General features: G+C 66.6%; 18 protein-coding genes and 1 tRNA gene. 11 read left to right on the forward strand and 8 right to left on the reverse strand.

The window, feature by feature from the left end; genetic code table 11:
* Positions 1 to 92 precede the first annotated feature (92 nt).
* Positions 93 to 938 (forward strand): lipoate--protein ligase family protein, encoded by an 846-nt coding sequence (locus tag AC5FRV_RS00100; RefSeq protein WP_493559105.1) that lies wholly within the window; start codon positions 93 to 95, stop codon positions 936 to 938.
* A gap of 11 nt (positions 939 to 949) precedes the next feature.
* Here the strand turns inward: AC5FRV_RS00100 and AC5FRV_RS00105 are convergent, their stop codons facing one another.
* Complete coding sequence (locus tag AC5FRV_RS00105) at positions 950 to 2,578, reverse strand: ATP-binding protein (protein ID WP_493559106.1); 1,629 nt, start codon at positions 2,576 to 2,578, stop codon at positions 950 to 952.
* Between the two features lie 338 nt (positions 2,579 to 2,916).
* On the opposite strand from AC5FRV_RS00105, the gene AC5FRV_RS00110 reads away from it, so the two are divergent.
* The 4 genes from AC5FRV_RS00110 (at position 2,917) to AC5FRV_RS00125 (ending at position 6,503) form a co-directional block, all read left to right on the forward strand.
* Positions 2,917 to 3,366, forward strand: a complete 450-nt coding sequence (locus AC5FRV_RS00110) for a hypothetical protein (protein ID WP_493559107.1) — start codon at positions 2,917 to 2,919, stop codon at positions 3,364 to 3,366.
* Positions 3,367 to 3,456: 90 nt separating this feature from the next.
* Positions 3,457 to 4,290 carry a deoxyribonuclease IV gene (locus AC5FRV_RS00115; protein ID WP_493559108.1) on the forward strand — a complete coding sequence of 278 codons (834 nt, stop codon included), beginning with the start codon at positions 3,457 to 3,459 and terminating at the stop codon, positions 4,288 to 4,290.
* 140 nt (positions 4,291 to 4,430) lie between these two features.
* Complete coding sequence (gene fer, locus AC5FRV_RS00120) at positions 4,431 to 5,075, forward strand: ferredoxin Fer (protein ID WP_493559109.1); 645 nt, start codon at positions 4,431 to 4,433, stop codon at positions 5,073 to 5,075.
* Between the two features lie 684 nt (positions 5,076 to 5,759).
* The gene (locus tag AC5FRV_RS00125) at positions 5,760 to 6,503 is read left to right on the forward strand and encodes a class I SAM-dependent methyltransferase (protein ID WP_493560137.1); all 744 of its coding nucleotides are present in this window, start codon (positions 5,760 to 5,762) and stop codon (positions 6,501 to 6,503) included.
* Positions 6,504 to 6,522: 19 nt separating this feature from the next.
* Here AC5FRV_RS00125 and AC5FRV_RS00130 read toward each other — a convergent pair whose 3' ends face one another.
* From AC5FRV_RS00130 to AC5FRV_RS00140, 3 genes are all read right to left on the reverse strand, one after another.
* Positions 6,523 to 7,110 carry a DUF7965 family protein gene (locus tag AC5FRV_RS00130; RefSeq protein WP_493559110.1) on the reverse strand — a complete coding sequence of 196 codons (588 nt, stop codon included), beginning with the start codon at positions 7,108 to 7,110 and terminating at the stop codon, positions 6,523 to 6,525.
* Positions 7,103 to 7,549 carry a CopD family protein gene (locus tag AC5FRV_RS00135; RefSeq protein ID WP_493559111.1) on the reverse strand — a complete coding sequence of 149 codons (447 nt, stop codon included), beginning with the start codon at positions 7,547 to 7,549 and terminating at the stop codon, positions 7,103 to 7,105. Before AC5FRV_RS00135 ends, AC5FRV_RS00130 begins: the two co-directional genes overlap by 8 nt.
* Before the next feature lie 69 nt (positions 7,550 to 7,618).
* Positions 7,619 to 8,284, reverse strand: a complete 666-nt coding sequence (locus tag AC5FRV_RS00140; RefSeq protein ID WP_493559112.1) for a DUF7095 family protein — start codon at positions 8,282 to 8,284, stop codon at positions 7,619 to 7,621.
* A gap of 111 nt (positions 8,285 to 8,395) precedes the next feature.
* Here AC5FRV_RS00140 and AC5FRV_RS00145 point away from each other — a divergent pair, with 111 nt between their 5' ends.
* The 5 genes from AC5FRV_RS00145 (at position 8,396) to ncsA (ending at position 12,540) form a co-directional block, all read left to right on the forward strand.
* Positions 8,396 to 8,857, forward strand: a complete 462-nt coding sequence (locus tag AC5FRV_RS00145; protein WP_493559113.1) for an SHOCT domain-containing protein — start codon at positions 8,396 to 8,398, stop codon at positions 8,855 to 8,857.
* A 75-nt stretch (positions 8,858 to 8,932) separates the two neighbouring features.
* A complete protein-coding gene (sugE, locus tag AC5FRV_RS00150) occupies positions 8,933 to 9,250 on the forward strand; it encodes a quaternary ammonium compound efflux SMR transporter SugE (RefSeq protein WP_089816574.1) in 318 nt (105 codons plus the stop codon).
* A 32-nt stretch (positions 9,251 to 9,282) separates the two neighbouring features.
* Positions 9,283 to 10,374, forward strand: coding sequence for a DUF2332 domain-containing protein (locus AC5FRV_RS00155; protein WP_493559114.1), 1,092 nt, complete (start codon positions 9,283 to 9,285; stop codon positions 10,372 to 10,374).
* Between the two features lie 50 nt (positions 10,375 to 10,424).
* Positions 10,425 to 11,195, forward strand: a complete 771-nt coding sequence (locus AC5FRV_RS00160) for an alpha/beta fold hydrolase (protein WP_493559115.1) — start codon at positions 10,425 to 10,427, stop codon at positions 11,193 to 11,195.
* Positions 11,196 to 11,517: 322 nt separating this feature from the next.
* The gene (gene ncsA / locus AC5FRV_RS00165; protein WP_493559116.1) at positions 11,518 to 12,540 is read left to right on the forward strand and encodes a tRNA 2-thiolation protein NcsA; all 1,023 of its coding nucleotides are present in this window, start codon (positions 11,518 to 11,520) and stop codon (positions 12,538 to 12,540) included.
* A 22-nt stretch (positions 12,541 to 12,562) separates the two neighbouring features.
* On the opposite strand, the gene AC5FRV_RS00170 is transcribed toward ncsA, so the two are convergent.
* From AC5FRV_RS00170 to cdrS, 4 genes are all read right to left on the reverse strand, one after another.
* Positions 12,563 to 13,933: a right-handed parallel beta-helix repeat-containing protein gene (locus AC5FRV_RS00170; RefSeq protein ID WP_493559117.1), complete on the reverse strand. Its 1,371-nt coding sequence runs from the start codon at positions 13,931 to 13,933 to the stop codon at positions 12,563 to 12,565.
* A gap of 160 nt (positions 13,934 to 14,093) precedes the next feature.
* The gene (locus tag AC5FRV_RS00175) at positions 14,094 to 15,437 is read right to left on the reverse strand and encodes a NosD domain-containing protein (protein ID WP_493559118.1); all 1,344 of its coding nucleotides are present in this window, start codon (positions 15,435 to 15,437) and stop codon (positions 14,094 to 14,096) included.
* A gap of 166 nt (positions 15,438 to 15,603) precedes the next feature.
* Positions 15,604 to 16,797, reverse strand: coding sequence for a cell division protein FtsZ (gene ftsZ, locus AC5FRV_RS00180; RefSeq protein ID WP_493559119.1), 1,194 nt, complete (start codon positions 16,795 to 16,797; stop codon positions 15,604 to 15,606).
* A 2-nt stretch (positions 16,798 to 16,799) separates the two neighbouring features.
* A complete protein-coding gene (gene cdrS / locus AC5FRV_RS00185) occupies positions 16,800 to 16,988 on the reverse strand; it encodes a transcriptional regulator CdrS (RefSeq protein WP_089816579.1) in 189 nt (62 codons plus the stop codon).
* 580 nt (positions 16,989 to 17,568) lie between these two features.
* Here cdrS and AC5FRV_RS00190 point away from each other — a divergent pair.
* A tRNA-Tyr gene (locus tag AC5FRV_RS00190) sits at positions 17,569 to 17,642 on the forward strand.
* Positions 17,643 to 17,855 lie beyond the last annotated feature (213 nt).

Here is a 17,855-nt window from a genome sequence, read left to right on the forward strand (position 1 = left end):
TATATGTCTTCTGACGTGACACGGGGAGGTCGAAATTCCTCACTTGCGGTCCCCCGTAACCCATTTCCACCGCTCCCGCCAACCCACCCACGATGACGGATCTCGCCGACGAGGAGTGGCGGATCATCGCCGAGGAGTCCCGCGAGGGCCCCCTCAACATGGCGCTGGACGAGATAGCGGCGGAGACGGCGGCTGCCGGCGGTCCGCGTACCCTCCGCGTATACCGATGGGAGCCCAGCACGCTCTCGTTGGGGTACAATCAGGACCCCGAGACTATCGACTGGGACTTCTGCGAGCGGGAGGGGATCACTGTCACCCGGCGGCCGACCGGCGGCGGCGCCATCTACCACGACTCGTGGGGCGACGTCTCCTACTCCATCGTCGTCCCGGCCGACGAGGTGCCCGGCGATCTGATGGAGTGCTACGAGCTGCTCTGCGAACCCGTTCTCTCGGCGTTCGAGCGGCTGGGCGTCGACGCTGGCTTCGCCGACGAGGAGCGCTCCGCGGTCTACGAGCCCGCCTGCTATCTGCGGGCGCTCCATCCGGCCCACGACGTCGTCGGCCCGGACGGCCGGAAGGTCTCTGGCAACGCCCAGTACCGCCAGCGCGACGCCGTCGTCCAGCACGGCTCGCTCACGTTCTCGACCAACCCCGAGCGTCACTGCGCGTGTTTCACGGGCTATCCCGACGCAGACGGCAGCGACGGTAACGCGCCCACGCCTGATCCGGCCGCCTTCGCCGACCGCGTCGCCGGCATTGACGAGTACGTCGACGTCGATCGTGATGGGGTGGTCGAGGCACTGACCGCGACGCTGGCCGAGTGGGCCGACGCCGACGAAGGGGCGTGGACCGACGACGAACTGGCCCGCGCTCGCGACCTGGCCGAGCGAAAACACGAGACAACCGCCTGGACGCGGGACGGAACGGACCCGACCTAAAATTCGGCGAATCAGAGAAGCATCGCGACGCCGACGCCGACGACGAGGCCGATGGTCAGCAACATCACCGCGACGATGATGCCGACGAGCGGGCGGCGGTCGCTGGCGGGCTGGCTGGTCGAACTCGCCGTTCCGGTGTTCGTACCGAGCACCGAGCCGATTGCCCGCTCGACGGTGAGGCCGAGATTGACCGTTGCGGCGCCCAGCGACCCGATGAGGTAGGCGACGAACTCGGCGACCTCCCAGACGGGGTCGTCGGCCGGGTCGGGATCAGGGCTGGGCCGGCGTGCGCGGCGATTGACGCCGCCGTCGGACTTGGCCGACGCGGTCCCCTTGCTCGCCCGCGACCTCCCGCTCGCGTTGCCGGCAGACGCACTGACGTCGCCGGCGGAGACGTTCCGGGCAGCCCGTTCGAGGGCGTCTTCAGTCGTCTCCGCTGCGGGTTCGTCGGACTGCGACTGGGTGCTGGACTGCGACTGCGATTCGCTCGGCGCAACTTCGTCCGGGTCGGGTTCGTCCAGTTCGTCGAGTTCCGAGGGGTCGGTCGACGGTTCCTGGGATCCGCCGGTCGATTTGGAAGCCTGCTGGGAGTCCCTGGCCGCCGCGTCGGCGGCGGGTTCCCCGGCGGCCGCCCCTTCGCCGCTGGGCTCGCGAGGCGCCGTGTCGGCGGGCTCCGGGTCCGCACGCCCGGGGTCCTCGGCGACGGCGTCGACGGCGCTCGAGGTCGCGGCGGCCTCGTCCTCGGCGTCCCAGTCCTTCTGTTCGCCCTTCTCGGTGAGGCTCGCGCCGGCGTCCTCGAGTTCGTCGACGATGTCCGACCGGACCGACTGGGTCTGCGGGTCGTCGATGCCGTCCAGATCCGGCGTCGCGCCGGCGTCCAGCGTGCGCTTGCGGCGGAACTTCACCCGGATCTTGTCGTCCTCCCAGTCGGCCATGATGATCGCTTCACCGGGTTCGAGGCTCTGGACCTCGTCGGCGGTCTGGGAGCCCATGATGGAGGAGACGACCTGGGTGTCGTTCTTCCAGGTGAGGCGGTGCCAGACCAGCCAGTCACACTGGGTGATGAAGTCCTTCGAGACCGAGGCGGGGCGCTGGGACATCGCGCAGACGCCCAGGCCGCGCTTCCGCCCTCGCTTGGCGACGCGGACGAGCATCTCGCCGACCTCGTCGAGTCCCCCCGATTCGGGGATGAACTCGTGGGCCTCCTCGATGAGCAGGAGGTAGGGCACCTTCGCCTTCTTCTCCTTGATGAACAGCTCCCGGACCACGTCGTGGACCAGGCGCTTGGAGTCGGACTCTTCGATGAATCCGGAGACGTCGAGGATGATGGGGACGTTGCTCCCCAGCGTGATGTCGGCGATCTTCTCGGCGTGTTGCGGACCGATACGGAGGTCACAGCGCTCGTCGCCGCCGACGTGGAGCATCTCGTACTCCTCCTTGAGGCCGTAGTACTCCCCGTCGGTGTCGACTATCATCAGCGGGACGCCCTCGTCGAGCAACTCCTCGCAGAGCACGCTCGCCGTGTTGGACTTCCCGGAGCCGGACTTACCGGTGATGAACCCTCGCCCCGTCACCACGTCCGCGATGGGCATGGGCTTGTGTTCCTCCGTCAGTATCATCGTCCGGTCCGCGCTCGACATGTACTGAACACGGCTATGTGCTGGGGGGATAAATGCTTCCTGTCCCTCGCTCGTTCGTCAGACGCATTCGCCTGGGATGATAGATATAGGTGTGATACGTACGACGCGAGACTGTGGGACCTGTTCGTGTGCGGGTAATTTTGCGTCAGTTGGCGTGAACTGAAACAGCGCTTCCGTTGACGGTGGCGTCGGTACCCGTTCAGACGTCGCCGATTCTTCACGACCGACCTTCAGCCGTCACACTGGCGACAGTGTCACGATACCCGCTCCCATCACCAACGCGTCACTCGAATCCGATTTCCCAGTAACCTTTTATCGGCCTGTACTCACCAGCTACTATGAGCGTTCGAGAACGAACAGTGGGGTTCCTGTGGCAGCGGGTGCTGACGCCGATGGCGCTGGGGGTCATCATCCTCTCGCTGACGCTGACGGCGGCGTTCCTCGGCCTCGTGGGGCTGATCAGTGGGGCAGATCTCAACGTGATCACGCGCTTGCCGGCGTACTCGCTGGTGATGGGCATCGTCTTCGTCGTGGCCATCCTGCGACTCGACTCGCCGAACCGCGACGGCATGATGGTGCTCGTCTCGACCAGCGGCATCGCCGTGCTGGCGTTCGTCCTCGTCGGCCTCGCCACCGAGGGCGTGATGTACACGTACAATTCCCCCGAGGAGGTCGTGATGTCGAATCTCATCTTCTACTTCGCCGCTGCAGGCATGGTGTGCACGGGCGTCGTCTTCTGGGCGTTACACCACTGGCGCGAGTTCGCCACGAACGATTCGCGACTGTAGGCCGGCGTTCCGGTCTGTTTCTTTCGCTGCCGTCTCTCCGCACCGCTTCGCTTCGAAGCCCCTATAGTCGCGCTCGCGTAGCCTGATGGTATGCAAGTCGGCGCACACACCTCCATCGCGGGCGGCGCGTACAACGCGGTCGACGAACAGGTCGAGTACGGCGGGAACTGCGGGCAGATTTTCAGCCACTCCCCGCAGGTCTGGCAGGACCCGAACATCGACGACGACGAGGCCGAGCAGTTCCGTGACCTGACCGACGAGCACGGCGTCGGGCCGTGGGTCATCCACTCCTCCTATCTCGTCAACCTCTGCACCCCGAAGGACGACCTCCGCGCGAAGTCCATCGACTCGATGCAGAAGGAGGTCGACGCCGCGGACAAGCTCGACGTCGAATACGTCAACGTCCATCTCGGTGCCCACACCGGCGCCGGCGTCGACGGCGGCCTCGACAACGCCGCCAGCGCCCTGGACGAACTCGACATCCCCGACGGCGTCACCGTCCTCGTCGAGTCAGACGCCGGCAGCGGCACCAAGCTCGGCGGCGAGTTCGAACACCTCGCGGAGGTGCTGGACCGGTCCTCGCAGGACCTGGAGATCTGCGTCGACACGGCCCACGCATTCGCCGCGGGCTACGACCTCTCGACCGTCGAGGGCGTCAACGAGACCGTCGCGGAGTTCGACGAGGTCGTCGGCCTGGACAAGCTGGCGTGCATCCACCTCAACGACTCCAAGCACGAGTGCGGGACGAACAAGGACGAGCACGCCCACATTGGCGAGGGCGAGATCGGCGTCGAGGGGATGCAGACTATCCTCACCCACGAGGCGCTCGAAGACGTCCCGTTCGTGCTGGAGACGCCCACCGAGGACGGCAAGAGCTTCGCGTGGAACATCGAGCGAGCCAGAGAATTAGCTGGAGCGGAGTAACACGACGAGGCGGCTCACGGCTCCCGCTGGTCGCCGCTCGCCAAGAGCTGGTCCCTCGCACGCGGCTCACTGCGTTCGCCGCTCGCTCGGCACCAGCCGCGTCAGAAGATTTTTCGCCTTGATTCGGTTAGGGTAACCCAGTGGATTCCCCGTTCGACGTCCTCCACCTCGACCCCGGCGCCGACGACGAGGCGGTCAAGCAGGCCTACCGCCGCCGGGTGAAGGAGGCCCACCCGGACCACGGCGGATCCAAGGCGGAGTTCCAGCGCGTGCGGGCGGCCTACGAAGCGATCAAGGCCGGCGAGACCCTCCCCAAATCCTGGCCCGAACCCGAGGTCGAGGAGGAGACCGAGCCGGAAGACCAGGACCCTCTCGTCGAGTACCTCGACTACGAGGTGCTGGCCGACAACGGGTGGGAGCTGACCGACGAGGACCTCTTCGAGAAGGCCGCCGCCGCGAACCTCGACAGCGAGGACTACGGCGAGTTCCGGGTCGAGGAGCGGGACACGCTGCTCGAAGCCGCCGAGGAACACGGCTTCACCTGGCCGTTCTCCTGTCGCGGCGGCGCCTGCGCTAACTGCGCCGTCATCGTCGTCGATGGCGACCTCTCCCTGCCCGTGAGCCACGTCCTCCCCTCCGAAATGACCGACCGAGGGATCCGGCTTTCGTGTGTCGGCGAGCCCATCACTGACGACCTGCAGGTGGTGTACAACGTCAAACACCTCCCCGCCTTGGACGAACTGCGGTTGCCGCCCGGCCCCTACGAGTGGGCCTCCGATGACTAGGAGTGACGGCTTTTGTTTGGATATGGGTCGCTGGCTGCTACTTTGAGATAGCAATCAGCAACTCGAAAGCCCTCGGCACGCTCCGGTCCCGCGGCCCCGCTGCGCTCCTCACTGCGTTCGGTGCTTACGGGGCCGGGGTTCCCGGAGCGTACCTCGCCCTTTCATTCCTCCAGGAGAGCAAGCTCTCCTGAGCCTTGCGCTCACTCCGTTCGCGCAAGACTCCGAGGACAGCACCGCAGCCCTGCCCTTCCCCTGGTCGGCCGACGAGACGGCCTCCCGGCCGAGCGGTTGCGGGAGGAAGCGTGACCCGCCGCGGACGCGGCGGGTTCGGGGAGGGCTGGTGGCGCCAATCGCGAGCGCATTTCATCGCGCGAGCGATGCTGAACCTGGCGGAATGAAAGGGCGAGGTGCGGTCGGCGAAGTCCGAACCCGCAAGCACGCGAGGAACGAGCGCGCACAGCGGGTTCGCACGAGTCGAGCGCGCCGAGGGCTTTCGAGGTGTTTGCTGTATCAATTCCGACTCCAGAGAGCCCGCCGAGGGCTTTCGAAGTCTTGTCCGAGTTTCTTGCTCTCGCTCTCACACGAACTCACCCACCAGATAATCGACCCGTTTTTTCCGGTCCGTGCGCAATCACGGGTGTGCGACAGTTCAGCGCCGACTACCTGGAAACGACGCGCCAGGGGATGTGGGAGGGGTCCCGGGAGGCACTCGTGGACCTCGACCTCGCCGAGCGCGAGTCGGTCCTCGACGTCGGCTGCGGAACGGGCGTCCTCACGCGTGTCCTCAGGGAGGAGTGTCCCGCCAGGGTCGTCGGCCTCGACGCGGACCCGACGCTCCTCCAGGCCGTCGACCCGCCGGTGGTCCGCGGCGACGCGACGCGCCTGCCGTTCCGTGAGGACGCCGTCGACCTGGTAGTCTGCCAGGCGCTGCTGATCAACCTCCCGGACCCCGCCGTCGCGGTCCGGGAGTTCGCCCGCGTCGCCGCCGACGCCGTCGCCGTGGTCGAGCCCGACAACAGCGCCGTCACGATCGAGTCCACCGTCGACGACGAACCGGCACTGGCCCGGCGGGCCCGCGAACGCTACCTCGACGGCGTGGACACGGACGTTGCGCTCGGCGCCAGCGCCGCCGACCTGTTCGACGACGCGGGCCTCGACGTGGTCTCGACCCGGCGCTACGACCAGGTGCGGCGGACGGGCCCACCGTACTCCGAGAGCGCTATCGAGGCGGCCCGCCGGAAGGCGACGGGTGAGGCCATCGCCGACGACCGGGCGGAGATTCTCGCCGGCGACGCCAGCGAAGCCGACTACGACGAACTCCGCCGGCAGTGGCGCTCGCTCGGACGTGACGTCGTCGAGCAGATGCAGAACGAAGCGTACGAGCGCACCGAGACGGTGCCCTTCTTCGTCACTGTCGGTCGCGTCTGACGCTGCCGGTCAGCGTGGGCTACTCTCCCTCGCCGACCGGTTCGGAGTCGGGCGTCGACTCTGCTGACTCTGTCTGCTCCGTCGCCGACCCGACCGCCGCTTCGGTAGCCATCGGATTGGGCCCGTCCCTGTCGGGGACGACCAGGCCCGCGATCCGGACCGCAGCCAGGTCGAGCAGCGTGAACACCAGGCCGAAGGCCACGCCGACGACGGTGGCGATACCCGAACCGATCGCGACGATGAGCGCGATACCCGCCGGATTGCTGGGGCCAGAGAGCAGGTCCTGGATCGTCAGGAGGACTACCGGTCCGAGGAAGGTTCCCAGGCCGACCAGCCCACCGCCGGCGCTCCCCCTAAGAATCACGGGCCGTACTGCCCCGACGAGCGTCGCTTCGAACACCTCGTCGGTGAGCACCCAGCGCGTCGCCAGGAAGGAGAGCACCCAGAGGTACGCGTAGCCGAGGAACCCCAGCACAGTCCCGAACTCCGGGAGGACGTCGCTCAGGCCGCCGGAGGCGTACGCCGGGAGGACGAATCCGACCGTGAGCCCGGCGACGTGGAACGACGCCAGCGTCCAGACCAGGAGTCGCCGGTCGGCCTCAGCCATGAGCGAGCACCTCCGCGAGGACGACTAGAACGAGGAGGGCGGCGGTCGTCGCACCGTAGGCCCGCCGGTAGAACGGAACGCTCGCAGGGCCTGGACGTCCTTCCTCGGCGTCTATCCGGGCGATCGCGACTGTACGGACGAGCGACCCGAGCACGAACACGGCGACGACGACGAGCTTCACCAGCAGAATGGTTCCCCAGCGGGTCTCGGGACCGGGCGCCCCGAGCGCGCCGAGGTTGCCGACGCCGGTGACCACCATCACGCCCAGCGCGCCCCAGAACGCCCACTCGTAGCCGCTGGCGAGCGACGACGCCGTGTCACTGCCACCGCCACGACCATCGCGACGAGCCACGTACCACACCATGCCCGCGCCGCCGAGCAGGACGACCATCCCGAGGACGTGCAGCGTGCGAACGGCGACGTGGAGGGTTTCGGCCATCGGTCGGGGTTCACCCGCCGGATAGAAATAGACTGTCGCTGTCACCGGCGACAGGGGCTGTCACACCGCTCAGACCACGTCGCCGCGGACCGTCGCGCCGTCCTGGCGTTCGCGATAGGCCTCGACGACGTCGGCGGCGGCGCTGGCCTCGTCCGCCTCCATCCCGAGCATCTCCAGGGCGCCCGACAGCGTCGGGAAGACGAGTTCGCCCTCCCTGAGTTTGCGGAACGCCTCGTCGCTGCGCTGGCCGCCGGAATCGTCGTCGACCCACAGGCAGACACCTCTGGGATCCAGGATCTGTTCGTAGTTCTCGCGGGCCTGGGCGCCCTTCAGCCGCTGTCGCACGTTGTCCTCGAAGGAGGCGTTGCACACCTCCAGGTGGACCGGTTCGTCGTCGTCGAGCAGCTGGGCCGCCAGACACTGTTCGGGCGCGGCGTGGCCGTTCGAATTGGCCCGGACGTGCTCGGGGTACTCGTCGGCCCACGCGGCCCGGACCGTCTTGCCGACGCCCTGGACGCCGAGTTCCGCCTCGAACTCCTCGGCGCGGTCGGGTGCGTCGCGCATCAGGATGTCCTTGGTGAGGTAGACGTCCAGCCGTTCGACGGGGTCCAGCCCGAGCGCGACGTCGCCGTACACCCAGACCTCGCGGACCGGGACCGGCATCGGTTCACTCGCGACGGTCGAGACGATCTCCGCGACGCGGTCGATGGCTTGCTCTCGACCGAACTCGTTCATTGGGACTCTCTTGGCGAGTGCGAAGGAAAACGGTTTCCAGTCGGCCCGGACGGCCTCGGACCGCTCGACACCGACGCAACCATTAAGCGACGGCTGGCGGTACCCGGACGTATGGAGGACGCCAGTCCGGCCCAGCGGGCCCGCGAGAACGCGACGGGCATCGTCTCGATGCTCGTGACCGGTATCTGGCTGGCCGCGCTCTTCCTGGGGTTCGAGTGGTGGCTCCCGTTCATGCTGTTCGGATACATCGTGCTGATCCCCCTCACTGCCATCCTGTTCGGCGACGAAGACGACGTCGAGGAGTGGGTCGGCGAGGACGTCGCCAGCGGATCGACGACTGGCGAGTCGACCGACGAATCGGCCGACGCAAGGGCCGCTCGCACCGACGCGGACGGGGACGACGAGGCGCTGGCACGGCTGCGGGAGCGCTACGCGAACGGCGAACTCACCGACGACCAGTTCGAGCGGAAGGTCGAGCGACTCCTCGAAACCGACACCCTGGAGAACGTCGAGGACCGGCAGCGTGACCGCGAACGAGGACGAGGGACCGAGCGCGAGACCGAGTTCGAGTGAGCCCGGGACTCGCAACGCCCGCTGTACGCGCTCGAAACGCAAGCACTACCGGCACTCCGCTCCCACAGTTCGTCGATGTCCTGGCTCCTGCTGTTCGTCGCCGGACTGTTCGAGGCGGTGTGGGCCATCGGCCTGGAGTACTCCGACGGGTTCACGAGGCCGGTGCCCACTGCAATCACTGTCGTCGCACTCGCCATCAGCATGGTCCTGCTGGCCCGGGCCGTCCGTGACCTGCCCATCGGCACCGCATACGCCGTCTGGACTGGCATCGGCGCCACGTCGACGGCCATCTACGGCCTGACGGTGCTCGACGAGCCAGCCAGTCCCGCCCGACTGTTCTTCCTCGGGTTCATCGTCGTCGGCATCGTCGGACTCCACAGCACGGGAGCCTAACACTTACTGCCACGCTGGCAGAAGCGGCGGGCATGGTGGACGACGTGGACGCTCACGAGGGGGTGGACGACGTGCCGGCGCAGGAAGGGGTGGCCGAGGCGTTTACCGACCTGGCCGGGTGGGCCGCCGACTCCTCGCCGCTGTACGAACGCATCGGTCGCATCGTCGCCGACGACCCCGACCTCCTCGAACTCGCCGCGGCAGTCCCCGAGGACCGCTCGACGGCCAACGTCTTCCTCGCCGCGGTGCAGTTTCTCCTCTTGCGCGGCGCAGACCACCCGCTGGCCGATTACTACCCGAGCGTGACCGAAACCCCACGTGCTCCGGACGACGCGCTCAGCGACCGACTTCGCGACTTCTGCGAGACGTACGAGGACGACCTCCGCCCGCTGCTCGCGACCCGGCGAACCCAGACGAACTCGGTCCGTCGTGCCGCGGCGCTGTATCCCGCGATCTCTCACGTCGCCCGGCAGGTCGACGGCCCGCTCGCGCTCGTCGAACTCGGCCCCAGCGCCGGGCTGAACCTCCTGTTCGACCGCTACCGCTACGAGTTCGGTGACCGCACCGCCGGGCCGGTCGACGCCCCCGCGACCGTGCGGACGACGGTCCGCGGAGACGAGGACCCACCGCTCCCCGACGACCCGCCGGCCGTCCACTCCCGCGTCGGTATCGACCTGAACCCGATGGACGTGACTGACCCGGACGATGCGGACTGGCTACGGGCGCTCGTCTGGCCCGAACACGACGAGCGTCGTCGGACGCTGGAGGGGGCCATCGAGACTGCCCAGCGGGACCCACCGAACCTCGTCACGGGCGACCTCCTGGAGGACCTCCCGGCCGTCCTCGCCGACGTCCCCGACGACGTGCCGGTCTGCGTCTTCGACACGCTGGTGCTGTACCAGGTCCCAGAGGCCGTCCGCGAGCAACTCGACGAGACCGTCCGCGAGTTCGCCGCGCGGCGCCCGCTCCACTGGCTCGCCGGTGAGACGGTGTTCGGCGATCAGGACGGCATCCGTCTGGAGTGGACCCGTGCCGAGGACGGCGAGGTCAGGACCGACCTCCTGGCCGCCTTCGAACAGCACGGCGACTGGGTCGAGTGGCGGCCGGACGAGGACGCGACGTAGTTCTCCGGAATCGGCGCCCGTTTTTTCCCGCTCGCGGCAGATGCTCGTCCATGGAGTTCGACGTGTTCGGGTCGGCGGACGCCGCGGCCGACGCTGGTGGAGGCGCGGTCGTCGACGGCGAAGCTGACACCAGCGACGGTGCGGCCGAACGTGACTGCCTGTTCGTCCTCGGCTGGGGGAATCGACCGGACCACGAACCCGTCCGCTGGCTGATCGACCGTCTCGTCGCGGACGGCTGGCGCGTCCACACCGCCACCCTCCCGGTCCACGTCAGGAACGTCAGGCACGAGTGGGTCGCCCCCGTCGAGCGCTACGCCGCCGACCTCGACGAGTTCGCCCTGCTGGGCCACAGCGCCGGCGGATTGACGGCCGCCCACGCCCGCGTCTCCGGCGTGACGACGCGGACCTACCTCAGTCCCTGGTGGGGATATCCTCCGGCGACGAGCGGCCCGCTCCCGTCGCTACTCGCGAAGATTCCCGCCGACGCGAAGGTCCTTCCCAGCGGTATGGCGGGGCCGCACCTCCTCGGGGAGTACGCCACCGAGCGGCAGCTGCGGGAGACGCCGAGTCGCGTCTCGCCCCGCTTCCTCCGGGCGACGCGCGAGGCCCACGACCGACTCCCCGCTATCGACGACGACGCCGTCGTCTTCTGCTCGCTGTCGGACCGCGTCGTCTCGACGCGCGCTATCGGCGACCGCGCGAATTCGGACCACATCGTCCTCTACGACGGCGGCCACGAACTGTTCTCGTCGGCCTCACGAGAGGACCATCTGGAGACGTTGCTCGACGTGCTCGCCGACGGGTCGGACGCGCTCGATTGACTCCGCGGTGCGATGTGGAAGGAAGCGTGATTCGCGCCGGACGGCGCGAATCCGGGGAGGGTTGGTGGCCATAATCGCGAGCGTGTGCCGAACGAAGTGAGGCCGCGCGAGCAACGCTGTCCCTGGAGGAATGAAAGGGCGAACGCGTTTGCGGGAACCCGGGCGCAGCAAGCACCGAACGGAGTGAGGCGCGCAGCAAGCCCCGGGACCGCAAACGCGCGAGGGCTTTCTGTGTCTTGGCGTCCACTCTGACGTTCACGAACACAGCTCCGTCACGTCCAGAACGAAACCCTCACCCTCGCGCGTTCACAACCACACGCCAATGGAGTGCGACAAGTGCGGCGACTCGGCGGCGGTCCACGCCGAATACAGCGGCCTCCACCTCTGCGAGGGTCACCTCTGCCAGGCCGTCGACAAGCGGGTCCGCCGCCGGGTTCGCGAGGACGGCCTCGTTCCGGACGACGCGACGCCCGAGGACCCCGACACCTGGGTCATCGGGCTCTCGGGCGGGAAGGACAGCGTCGTCCTCACGCAGATCCTCCACGAAACGTTCGCCGAGGACCCGCGGATCGAACTCGTCGCGCTGTCGATCCACGAGGGGATCGAGGGGTACCGCGACGAGAGCCTGGAGGCCTGCGTGGAACTCACCGAGGACCTGGGAATCCGCCACGAGGTCGTCCACTACGAGGACGAGTTCGACGTCCGGATGGACGACGTCGTCGAGGACGACCCGGAGAACATGGCCGCCTGTGCGTACTGCGGCGTCTTTCGGCGGGATATCCTCTCCCGGTACGCCGAGGAGCTGGGCGCCGACAAACTGCTCACTGGCCACAACCTCGACGACGAGGCCGAGACGGCGCTGATGAACTTCCTGGAGGGCGACGTCGGCCAGATGGCCAAACACTTCGAGGCGTCACTTGGCCCGTTCGATGGGAACCAGTCTGGCGACCGAGCCACGGACGGCGGCGCCGCCACGGACCACGCCCGCGAAGACCAGGACCACCACGTCCCGCGGGCCAAGCCCCTGCGCGACGTTCCCGAGAAGGAAGTCGCGCTCTACGCCCGCTTCCGCGACCTGCCGGCCCACATCACCGAGTGTCCCCACGCCGAGGAGGCCTACCGCGGCGAGATACAGCAGCTGATGCTGAAACTCGAAGAGAACCACCCCGGCACGCGCCACTCGATCATGGCCGGCTACGAGGAACTCGCCTCGCTGGCCTCCAGCGCCCAGGATCCCGACGACGAGGGCACGCCAGACTTCGGCGAGTGCGAACGCTGCGGCGCGCCGACGGCCCGCGACCTGTGCCGGAAGTGTGGGCTGCTCGACGCGCTGGAAGCGGTGTAGCCGAAAAGCGATCCGAGAGCAGTCAGCCTGCGGTCCCGTTCGTCGGTTCCTGCGGGAGCCACGGGTCGAAGTGGACGCCGCTGGAGACAGGTGCGCCGTCACCGTCGGCGGCCGTGCCCGTTATCGGGTCGGTCACGTTCTCACCGGCCGGACTTGATGGCCCGTTCTCGGCGCCCCAGTAGTTGTTGGTCGCGGTGACGACCTGCTCGTCTTCGTTCACGACGGCGTAGGCCTGCCGGTCACCGTCGCTGACCGTGAAGTTATTCGCGCGGACGTCGACGAACGCCGCGCGGGTCCACCGGGGCCGACAGCGGTCCTCGTTGGCGATACGGACGCCGTAGGTGGCGTCGATATCGTTGTGACGGATCGTCGTCTGTCCGGTCGCCCGTCGGACGAACACGCCGTGGACGCCGCCGAGGTCGTTCGAGGCGACCACGTGGTCGTCACCGGCGAGTCGCAGCGCTCCACCGTAGTCGGAGCCGTCCCCGCCGCGGCTGAACTCGTTTTTCACTATCGTGTGATTACTTCCCTCGACGAGCGCGCCCCACTCCGCGGCGCGGCTGACGTCGTTGTTCGAGACGGTGTGTCCGGATCCATCGACGTCGATGCCGGTGTCGTCGGCGCGTCTGATGGTGTTCTCCGCGACCGTATTCTCGTGCCCGTTCAGCAGGATCCCGTGATTCGGCCGTCCTGCGACGACGTTCTCCGCGAGGAGGTTCCCGGACCCGCTCTCGACCGAGATCGCGGAGCCGAACTGCTTGACGTCGAACGAGTTCCGTTTCACGACTGAGTCGGACAGTCGCTCCGCTTCGACTCCGAGGGACGTCGCCGAGAACGTGTTGTTGCTCACAGTGGCATTCGTCGTATCACTGATCCGCACCGCCGCGTAGCCCGCGTGGTACGTATTGTGCAGTTCGCTCTCGCGGATTTCGACCCGTTTGGACTGAACGACCTGGACGCCCTCACCGTAGCTGTTCGGGTCCAGGCTCGTGACGTTCGTAATTCGTCCGTCGGTCACGTTCTCGAATCGGACGTTGACGACGTTATCCGTCCCCTCGAGGTCGGTCACGGTGACGTTTCGAACCGGCATCGAGTTACCCGTTCCGACGGCCTTCGTGAACCTGCCGCTATCGACCACGTGGCCGTCGCCGTCGAGGATGACGTCGTTCGCCCGGATATCGATACAGGCCCGCTCGTCGAGTCCGACGACGTGTCCCTGGTTCGGTAGATCGATGTCCTCCGTCAGGACGTAGTAGCCGGGTTGGTCGATGACTGTACACGAATCGATCGAGGAGGTCTGGGCCGACGCCGGCCCAGTAGCGAGGACCGCGGTACCGGATACGCACACCGCGAATGCGACCAGTACCGCGACCGGTTTCGTCGATAGGCTCATACTGGTACGAGCGGGACGACTCGAGTAGATACATTTACTAATAACACAATAACGGACGCTCTGTACGACCACGGTCGTACTCGAAGAAGCCGTCCTCCGGTCCAGAACTGCCGTTCACGGGGTGCAAGCGAAAGGAGGCCTCGAAGTGCTCTCCGGCCGGTCAGGCCCCGGACTGGTTCGCCGGCTCCTGACCGAGCCACGGGTCGAAGTGGACGCCGCTGGAGACGGGCGCGCCGTCACCGTCGGCGGCCGTCCCCGTTATCGGGTCACTCACGTTCTCACCGGCCGGACTCGACGGCCCGGTCTCGGCGCCCCAGTAGTTGTTCGTCGCGGTAAGGACCTGCTCGTCTTCGTTCAGGACACCGTAGTACTGACCGTCCCCGTCGTCGGCGGTGAAGTTGTTCGCCCGAACGTCGACGACCGCGCCACCGCTCCGCCGGGGCAGACAGAGTTCCGTCTCGTCGACCCGAACGCCATAGATGGCGTCGACGTCGTTGTGGCGAATCGTCGTGGGACCGGTCGCATTCTGGAGGTACACACCGTGGACGCCCTGGAGATCGTTCGAGGCTACCAGGTGCCCACCGCCGGCGAGTTCCAGCGCGCCGCCGCTTCGCTCGATACCGTCACCACCACCGAACCTGTTGTTCACGAACCTGTGGTTACGCCCTTCCGCTGACGCGGCCCACCCGGAGATCCGCGTCGCGTCGTTGTCCGCGACGGTGTGGCCGGATCCCGAGACGCTGATCCCGTTCCTCGCGATTCCGATGGCGTTGCCGGTCACCGTACTATTCTGTCCGCCGACTGCGATAGCGACCTCGGGCCGCTGTTCGAACGTGTTGTTCGCGACGACGTTGCCGGCCCCGCTCGAGAGGTCGACCGGGGTGCTGTCGACGTCGAACGCGTTCTCGGCTATCCGGGACCGGTTCGTCCGTTCGGCGTCGATTCCGGTGACGTATCCACCAGTCACCGCGTTGTTTTCGACGGCGACGTCGGTGACGTCGCGGAGCCGCACTGCGGGGCTTCCCATGTTCGCCCCCAGGTCGCCGTCCCGAATCTCGACCCGTTCCGACTCGACGACGGCGACGCCGGAACCGGCGGATTCCGGCTCCTCGCTCGTCACGTCGACGACCCGGCCGTCGGTGACGTTCTCGAACCGGACGTTCGTTGCGCCCTGGCGGACGGTGAGGTCGACGACGCTGACGTTCTCGACAGCGGCCGATCCGTTCGTTCCGACGACCGTCCCGTAGCTGTTCCCGGTGATGCCGTGGCCGTCGCCGTCGAGGACGACGTCGCTCGATCGGATCTCGATACACGCGCTCTCGGTCTCGTCGGGCTGATCGACGTCCTGCGTCAGGACGTAGTGGCCCGGTTCGTCGATGACTGTACACGAATCGATGGAGGTCGCCTGGGCCGACGCCGGCCCAGTAGCGAGGACTGCGGTACCGGCCGCGCCCACCGCGAGCGCGACCAGTAGCACGGCCACCTGTGGTAATCTTCTGCTCATAGGGCTGTCGACTGACCGAACAGCGTGCTATCGGTTTATTACGAACTAGATAAGGCGGGTAAATTTCACATTATCGCCGCACGATGTAGCTCTCGCTCACCGGTCGAGCGTCGTGAGAAAAGCGAGATAACCGTGTTCGAGAACTCCTGGCGTGGAGTGCCGGGAGTTACTGGTTCGTCCGGACGACGTCGAGACCGTTGTTCTTCTCGTGGGAATCCTGGCCGCCGTCGGTGTGGCCGAACTCCTGGGAGGACTCGACGTTCTGGCTGGCGTCGAAGGACATGTCGTCGTCGTCGACGCCCTCGATGGCCTGCCGGGACTTGTCGGCCTGCTTCTGCGTGCTCGGGCCGAGCACCTGCGCCGACTGGACGCCGGTCATGATGGCCATGACGCGGACCTTGCCCTTGTACTCCTCCTGGATGCGGGCGCCCCAGATGACGTTGGCGCTGGCCTCCAGGCGTTCGGTGATGTTCTGGGCGATGCCCTCGGCCTCTTTCAGCGTGAGGTCGGGACCGCCGGTGATGTGGACGAGGCCACCGCTGGCGCCGCGGTAGTCGACGTCGAGCAGCGGGTGGTTCATCGCGTCCTTCACCACTTCCTCGGTCTTGTTCTTGTCCTGGGTCTCGCCGACAAGCATGACGGCGACGCCGCCCTGGTTCATGATCGAGGTCATGTCGGCGTAGTCCAGGTTGATCAGGGACGGCTGGGTAATCGTCTCCGAGATACCCTTGACGGTCTCGGCGATGATCTGGTCCATCACCGAGAACGCCTTGCCGATGGGCAGGTTGGGGACGTAGTCCAGCAGTCGGTTGTTGTCCAGGACGATGATGGAGTCGGCCTCGTTGCGGAGCCGTTCGAGACCCTCCTCGGCCTTGACTGTCCGGGCACGCTCGACGTTGAACGGCGTCGAGACCATGCCCACGACGATGGCGCCCTGTTCCTTGGCGATCTTGGAGACGACCGGCGCCGCGCCGGTGCCCGTACCGCCGCCCATGCCTGCAGTCACGAAGACGAGGTCGGCGTCGCCGAGGACTTCCTTGACCGTCCCCTGGGCCATCTCGGTGGCGCGCTCGCCCATGTTGGGGTCGCCGCCAGCGCCGAGGCCGTTGGTCAGGGACTTGCCGACCAGGATCTTCGTGTCGGCCTCGATCATCTTGAGGTGCTGCTTGTCCGTGTTGATGGCGACGGTGTCGGCGCCCTCGACGCCGATGTTGTACAGACGGTTGACGGTGTTGTTGCCGGCACCACCACAGCCGACGATGACGATCCGCGGATCGCCGAACCCGTCGACGCTCTCGTCGTCCATCTTCTGCTGCTCCGCTTCGTCACGCTCGAGCGCTTCCTTGACGATGTCCTGCATCGTTAGGCCCTCGCCCAGGTGCGCCGCTTGCGTTTCTCTGATGGCCGTTCCTGAGATGGTTCCTGTTCGGAGAGCATCTCACGCACAGCGGAGCGGATAGCCTCGCTGCGGTTGGGGTATTCCCCCGTCTCGACCATTCGTTCGACCTCTTCTATCTGCTGCTTCGGAATCCGTAGTGTCACACGCTCCATTGTTATTCGTTCCCCGGTAAGACGGATGGCGTTTACACGCCGGACAGTGTGTCACACAGCGAAACCCCCAGACGGCAACGCCGTCCGCGCTGATTCGCACTGTGTAAGACGACCGTCTTACGCGTACCTCACAACAAACTATGGCATAATAAAGGTTACGACGGTGTATGACATTGGCACGTTTACGACTCTAAACGGTGCCTAAATGGCGTTTACAGGCCTCTCGGCCGAGCAAACCCCTTCTGCCGTCGCGGCCGTTCGACCCCGCCAACGAGGGGGCGAAAGCCGGGCTTGAACTCCCGCGTTCCGTCTGGCGCTCCCTCTCGCGGAAGGTGTGTAAACGCGAATAACGGGTGTTTCGAGCCGTAACTAGACGATCGAGGAGATCACAGGACCCGTTTACACGCATCGTTCGGAGCACCACTCGACGTCTGCAAACATCCTCTGAGACGGTCGAAATCGGTGCCATTCGGTTCGTCGTATGGGTCACCGGCGGACTATATCAACTTTCCTCCCCGACCTCCCTGTCACACGGAATGATAACCGTTAAGTCCGGCAACGGCGCTACCATTGAGTACGCCCGCCCTTAGCTCAGACTGGTAGAGCAGTCGACTGTAGATCGACTTGTCCCCCGTTCAAATCGGGGAGGGCGGATTTCTCCTGCGAACGACAGTGAACAGTGAAAAATATTGCCCGAGCCGATTTGAACACGCCAGTCGCAGCCCCGCGCAGGGAGCGCAGCGACCGAGCAGGAACGTCTGGCATCTGTTCAAATCGGGGAGGGCGGATTTCTTCGAAGCCGATTCGCGAGCGTAGCGAGCTGTCGGCTTCGAGAGGGTGTACCGACCCGATTTCGTGCTCGGCAGT

The organism is Halomicrobium sp. HArcel3 (assembly GCF_058933135.1).

What these genes read in the sequence shown, in the direction of transcription:
- AC5FRV_RS00140 (WP_493559112.1), bottom strand. Translation starts at nt 8,284, where the DNA reads ATGAACGAGTTCGGTCGAGAGCAAGCCATCGACCGCGTCGCGGAGATC.
- AC5FRV_RS00135 (WP_493559111.1), bottom strand. Translation starts at nt 7,549, where the DNA reads ATGGCCGAAACCCTCCACGTCGCCGTTCGCACGCTGCACGTCCTCGGG.
- AC5FRV_RS00110 (WP_493559107.1), top strand. Translation starts at nt 2,917, where the DNA reads ATGAGCGTTCGAGAACGAACAGTGGGGTTCCTGTGGCAGCGGGTGCTG.
- ncsA (WP_493559116.1), top strand. Translation starts at nt 11,518, where the DNA reads ATGGAGTGCGACAAGTGCGGCGACTCGGCGGCGGTCCACGCCGAATAC.
- AC5FRV_RS00115 (WP_493559108.1), top strand. Translation starts at nt 3,457, where the DNA reads ATGCAAGTCGGCGCACACACCTCCATCGCGGGCGGCGCGTACAACGCG.
- AC5FRV_RS00105 (WP_493559106.1), bottom strand. Translation starts at nt 2,578, where the DNA reads ATGTCGAGCGCGGACCGGACGATGATACTGACGGAGGAACACAAGCCC.
- AC5FRV_RS00100 (WP_493559105.1), top strand. Translation starts at nt 93, where the DNA reads ATGACGGATCTCGCCGACGAGGAGTGGCGGATCATCGCCGAGGAGTCC.
- AC5FRV_RS00130 (WP_493559110.1), bottom strand. Translation starts at nt 7,110, where the DNA reads ATGGCTGAGGCCGACCGGCGACTCCTGGTCTGGACGCTGGCGTCGTTC.
- cdrS (WP_089816579.1), bottom strand. Translation starts at nt 16,988, where the DNA reads ATGGAGCGTGTGACACTACGGATTCCGAAGCAGCAGATAGAAGAGGTC.
- AC5FRV_RS00155 (WP_493559114.1), top strand. Translation starts at nt 9,283, where the DNA reads ATGGTGGACGACGTGGACGCTCACGAGGGGGTGGACGACGTGCCGGCG.
- sugE (WP_089816574.1), top strand. Translation starts at nt 8,933, where the DNA reads ATGTCCTGGCTCCTGCTGTTCGTCGCCGGACTGTTCGAGGCGGTGTGG.
- AC5FRV_RS00160 (WP_493559115.1), top strand. Translation starts at nt 10,425, where the DNA reads ATGGAGTTCGACGTGTTCGGGTCGGCGGACGCCGCGGCCGACGCTGGT.
- AC5FRV_RS00145 (WP_493559113.1), top strand. Translation starts at nt 8,396, where the DNA reads ATGGAGGACGCCAGTCCGGCCCAGCGGGCCCGCGAGAACGCGACGGGC.
- AC5FRV_RS00125 (WP_493560137.1), top strand. Translation starts at nt 5,760, where the DNA reads ATGTGGGAGGGGTCCCGGGAGGCACTCGTGGACCTCGACCTCGCCGAG.
- ftsZ (WP_493559119.1), bottom strand. Translation starts at nt 16,797, where the DNA reads ATGCAGGACATCGTCAAGGAAGCGCTCGAGCGTGACGAAGCGGAGCAG.
- AC5FRV_RS00170 (WP_493559117.1), bottom strand. Translation starts at nt 13,933, where the DNA reads ATGAGCCTATCGACGAAACCGGTCGCGGTACTGGTCGCATTCGCGGTG.
- AC5FRV_RS00175 (WP_493559118.1), bottom strand. Translation starts at nt 15,437, where the DNA reads ATGAGCAGAAGATTACCACAGGTGGCCGTGCTACTGGTCGCGCTCGCG.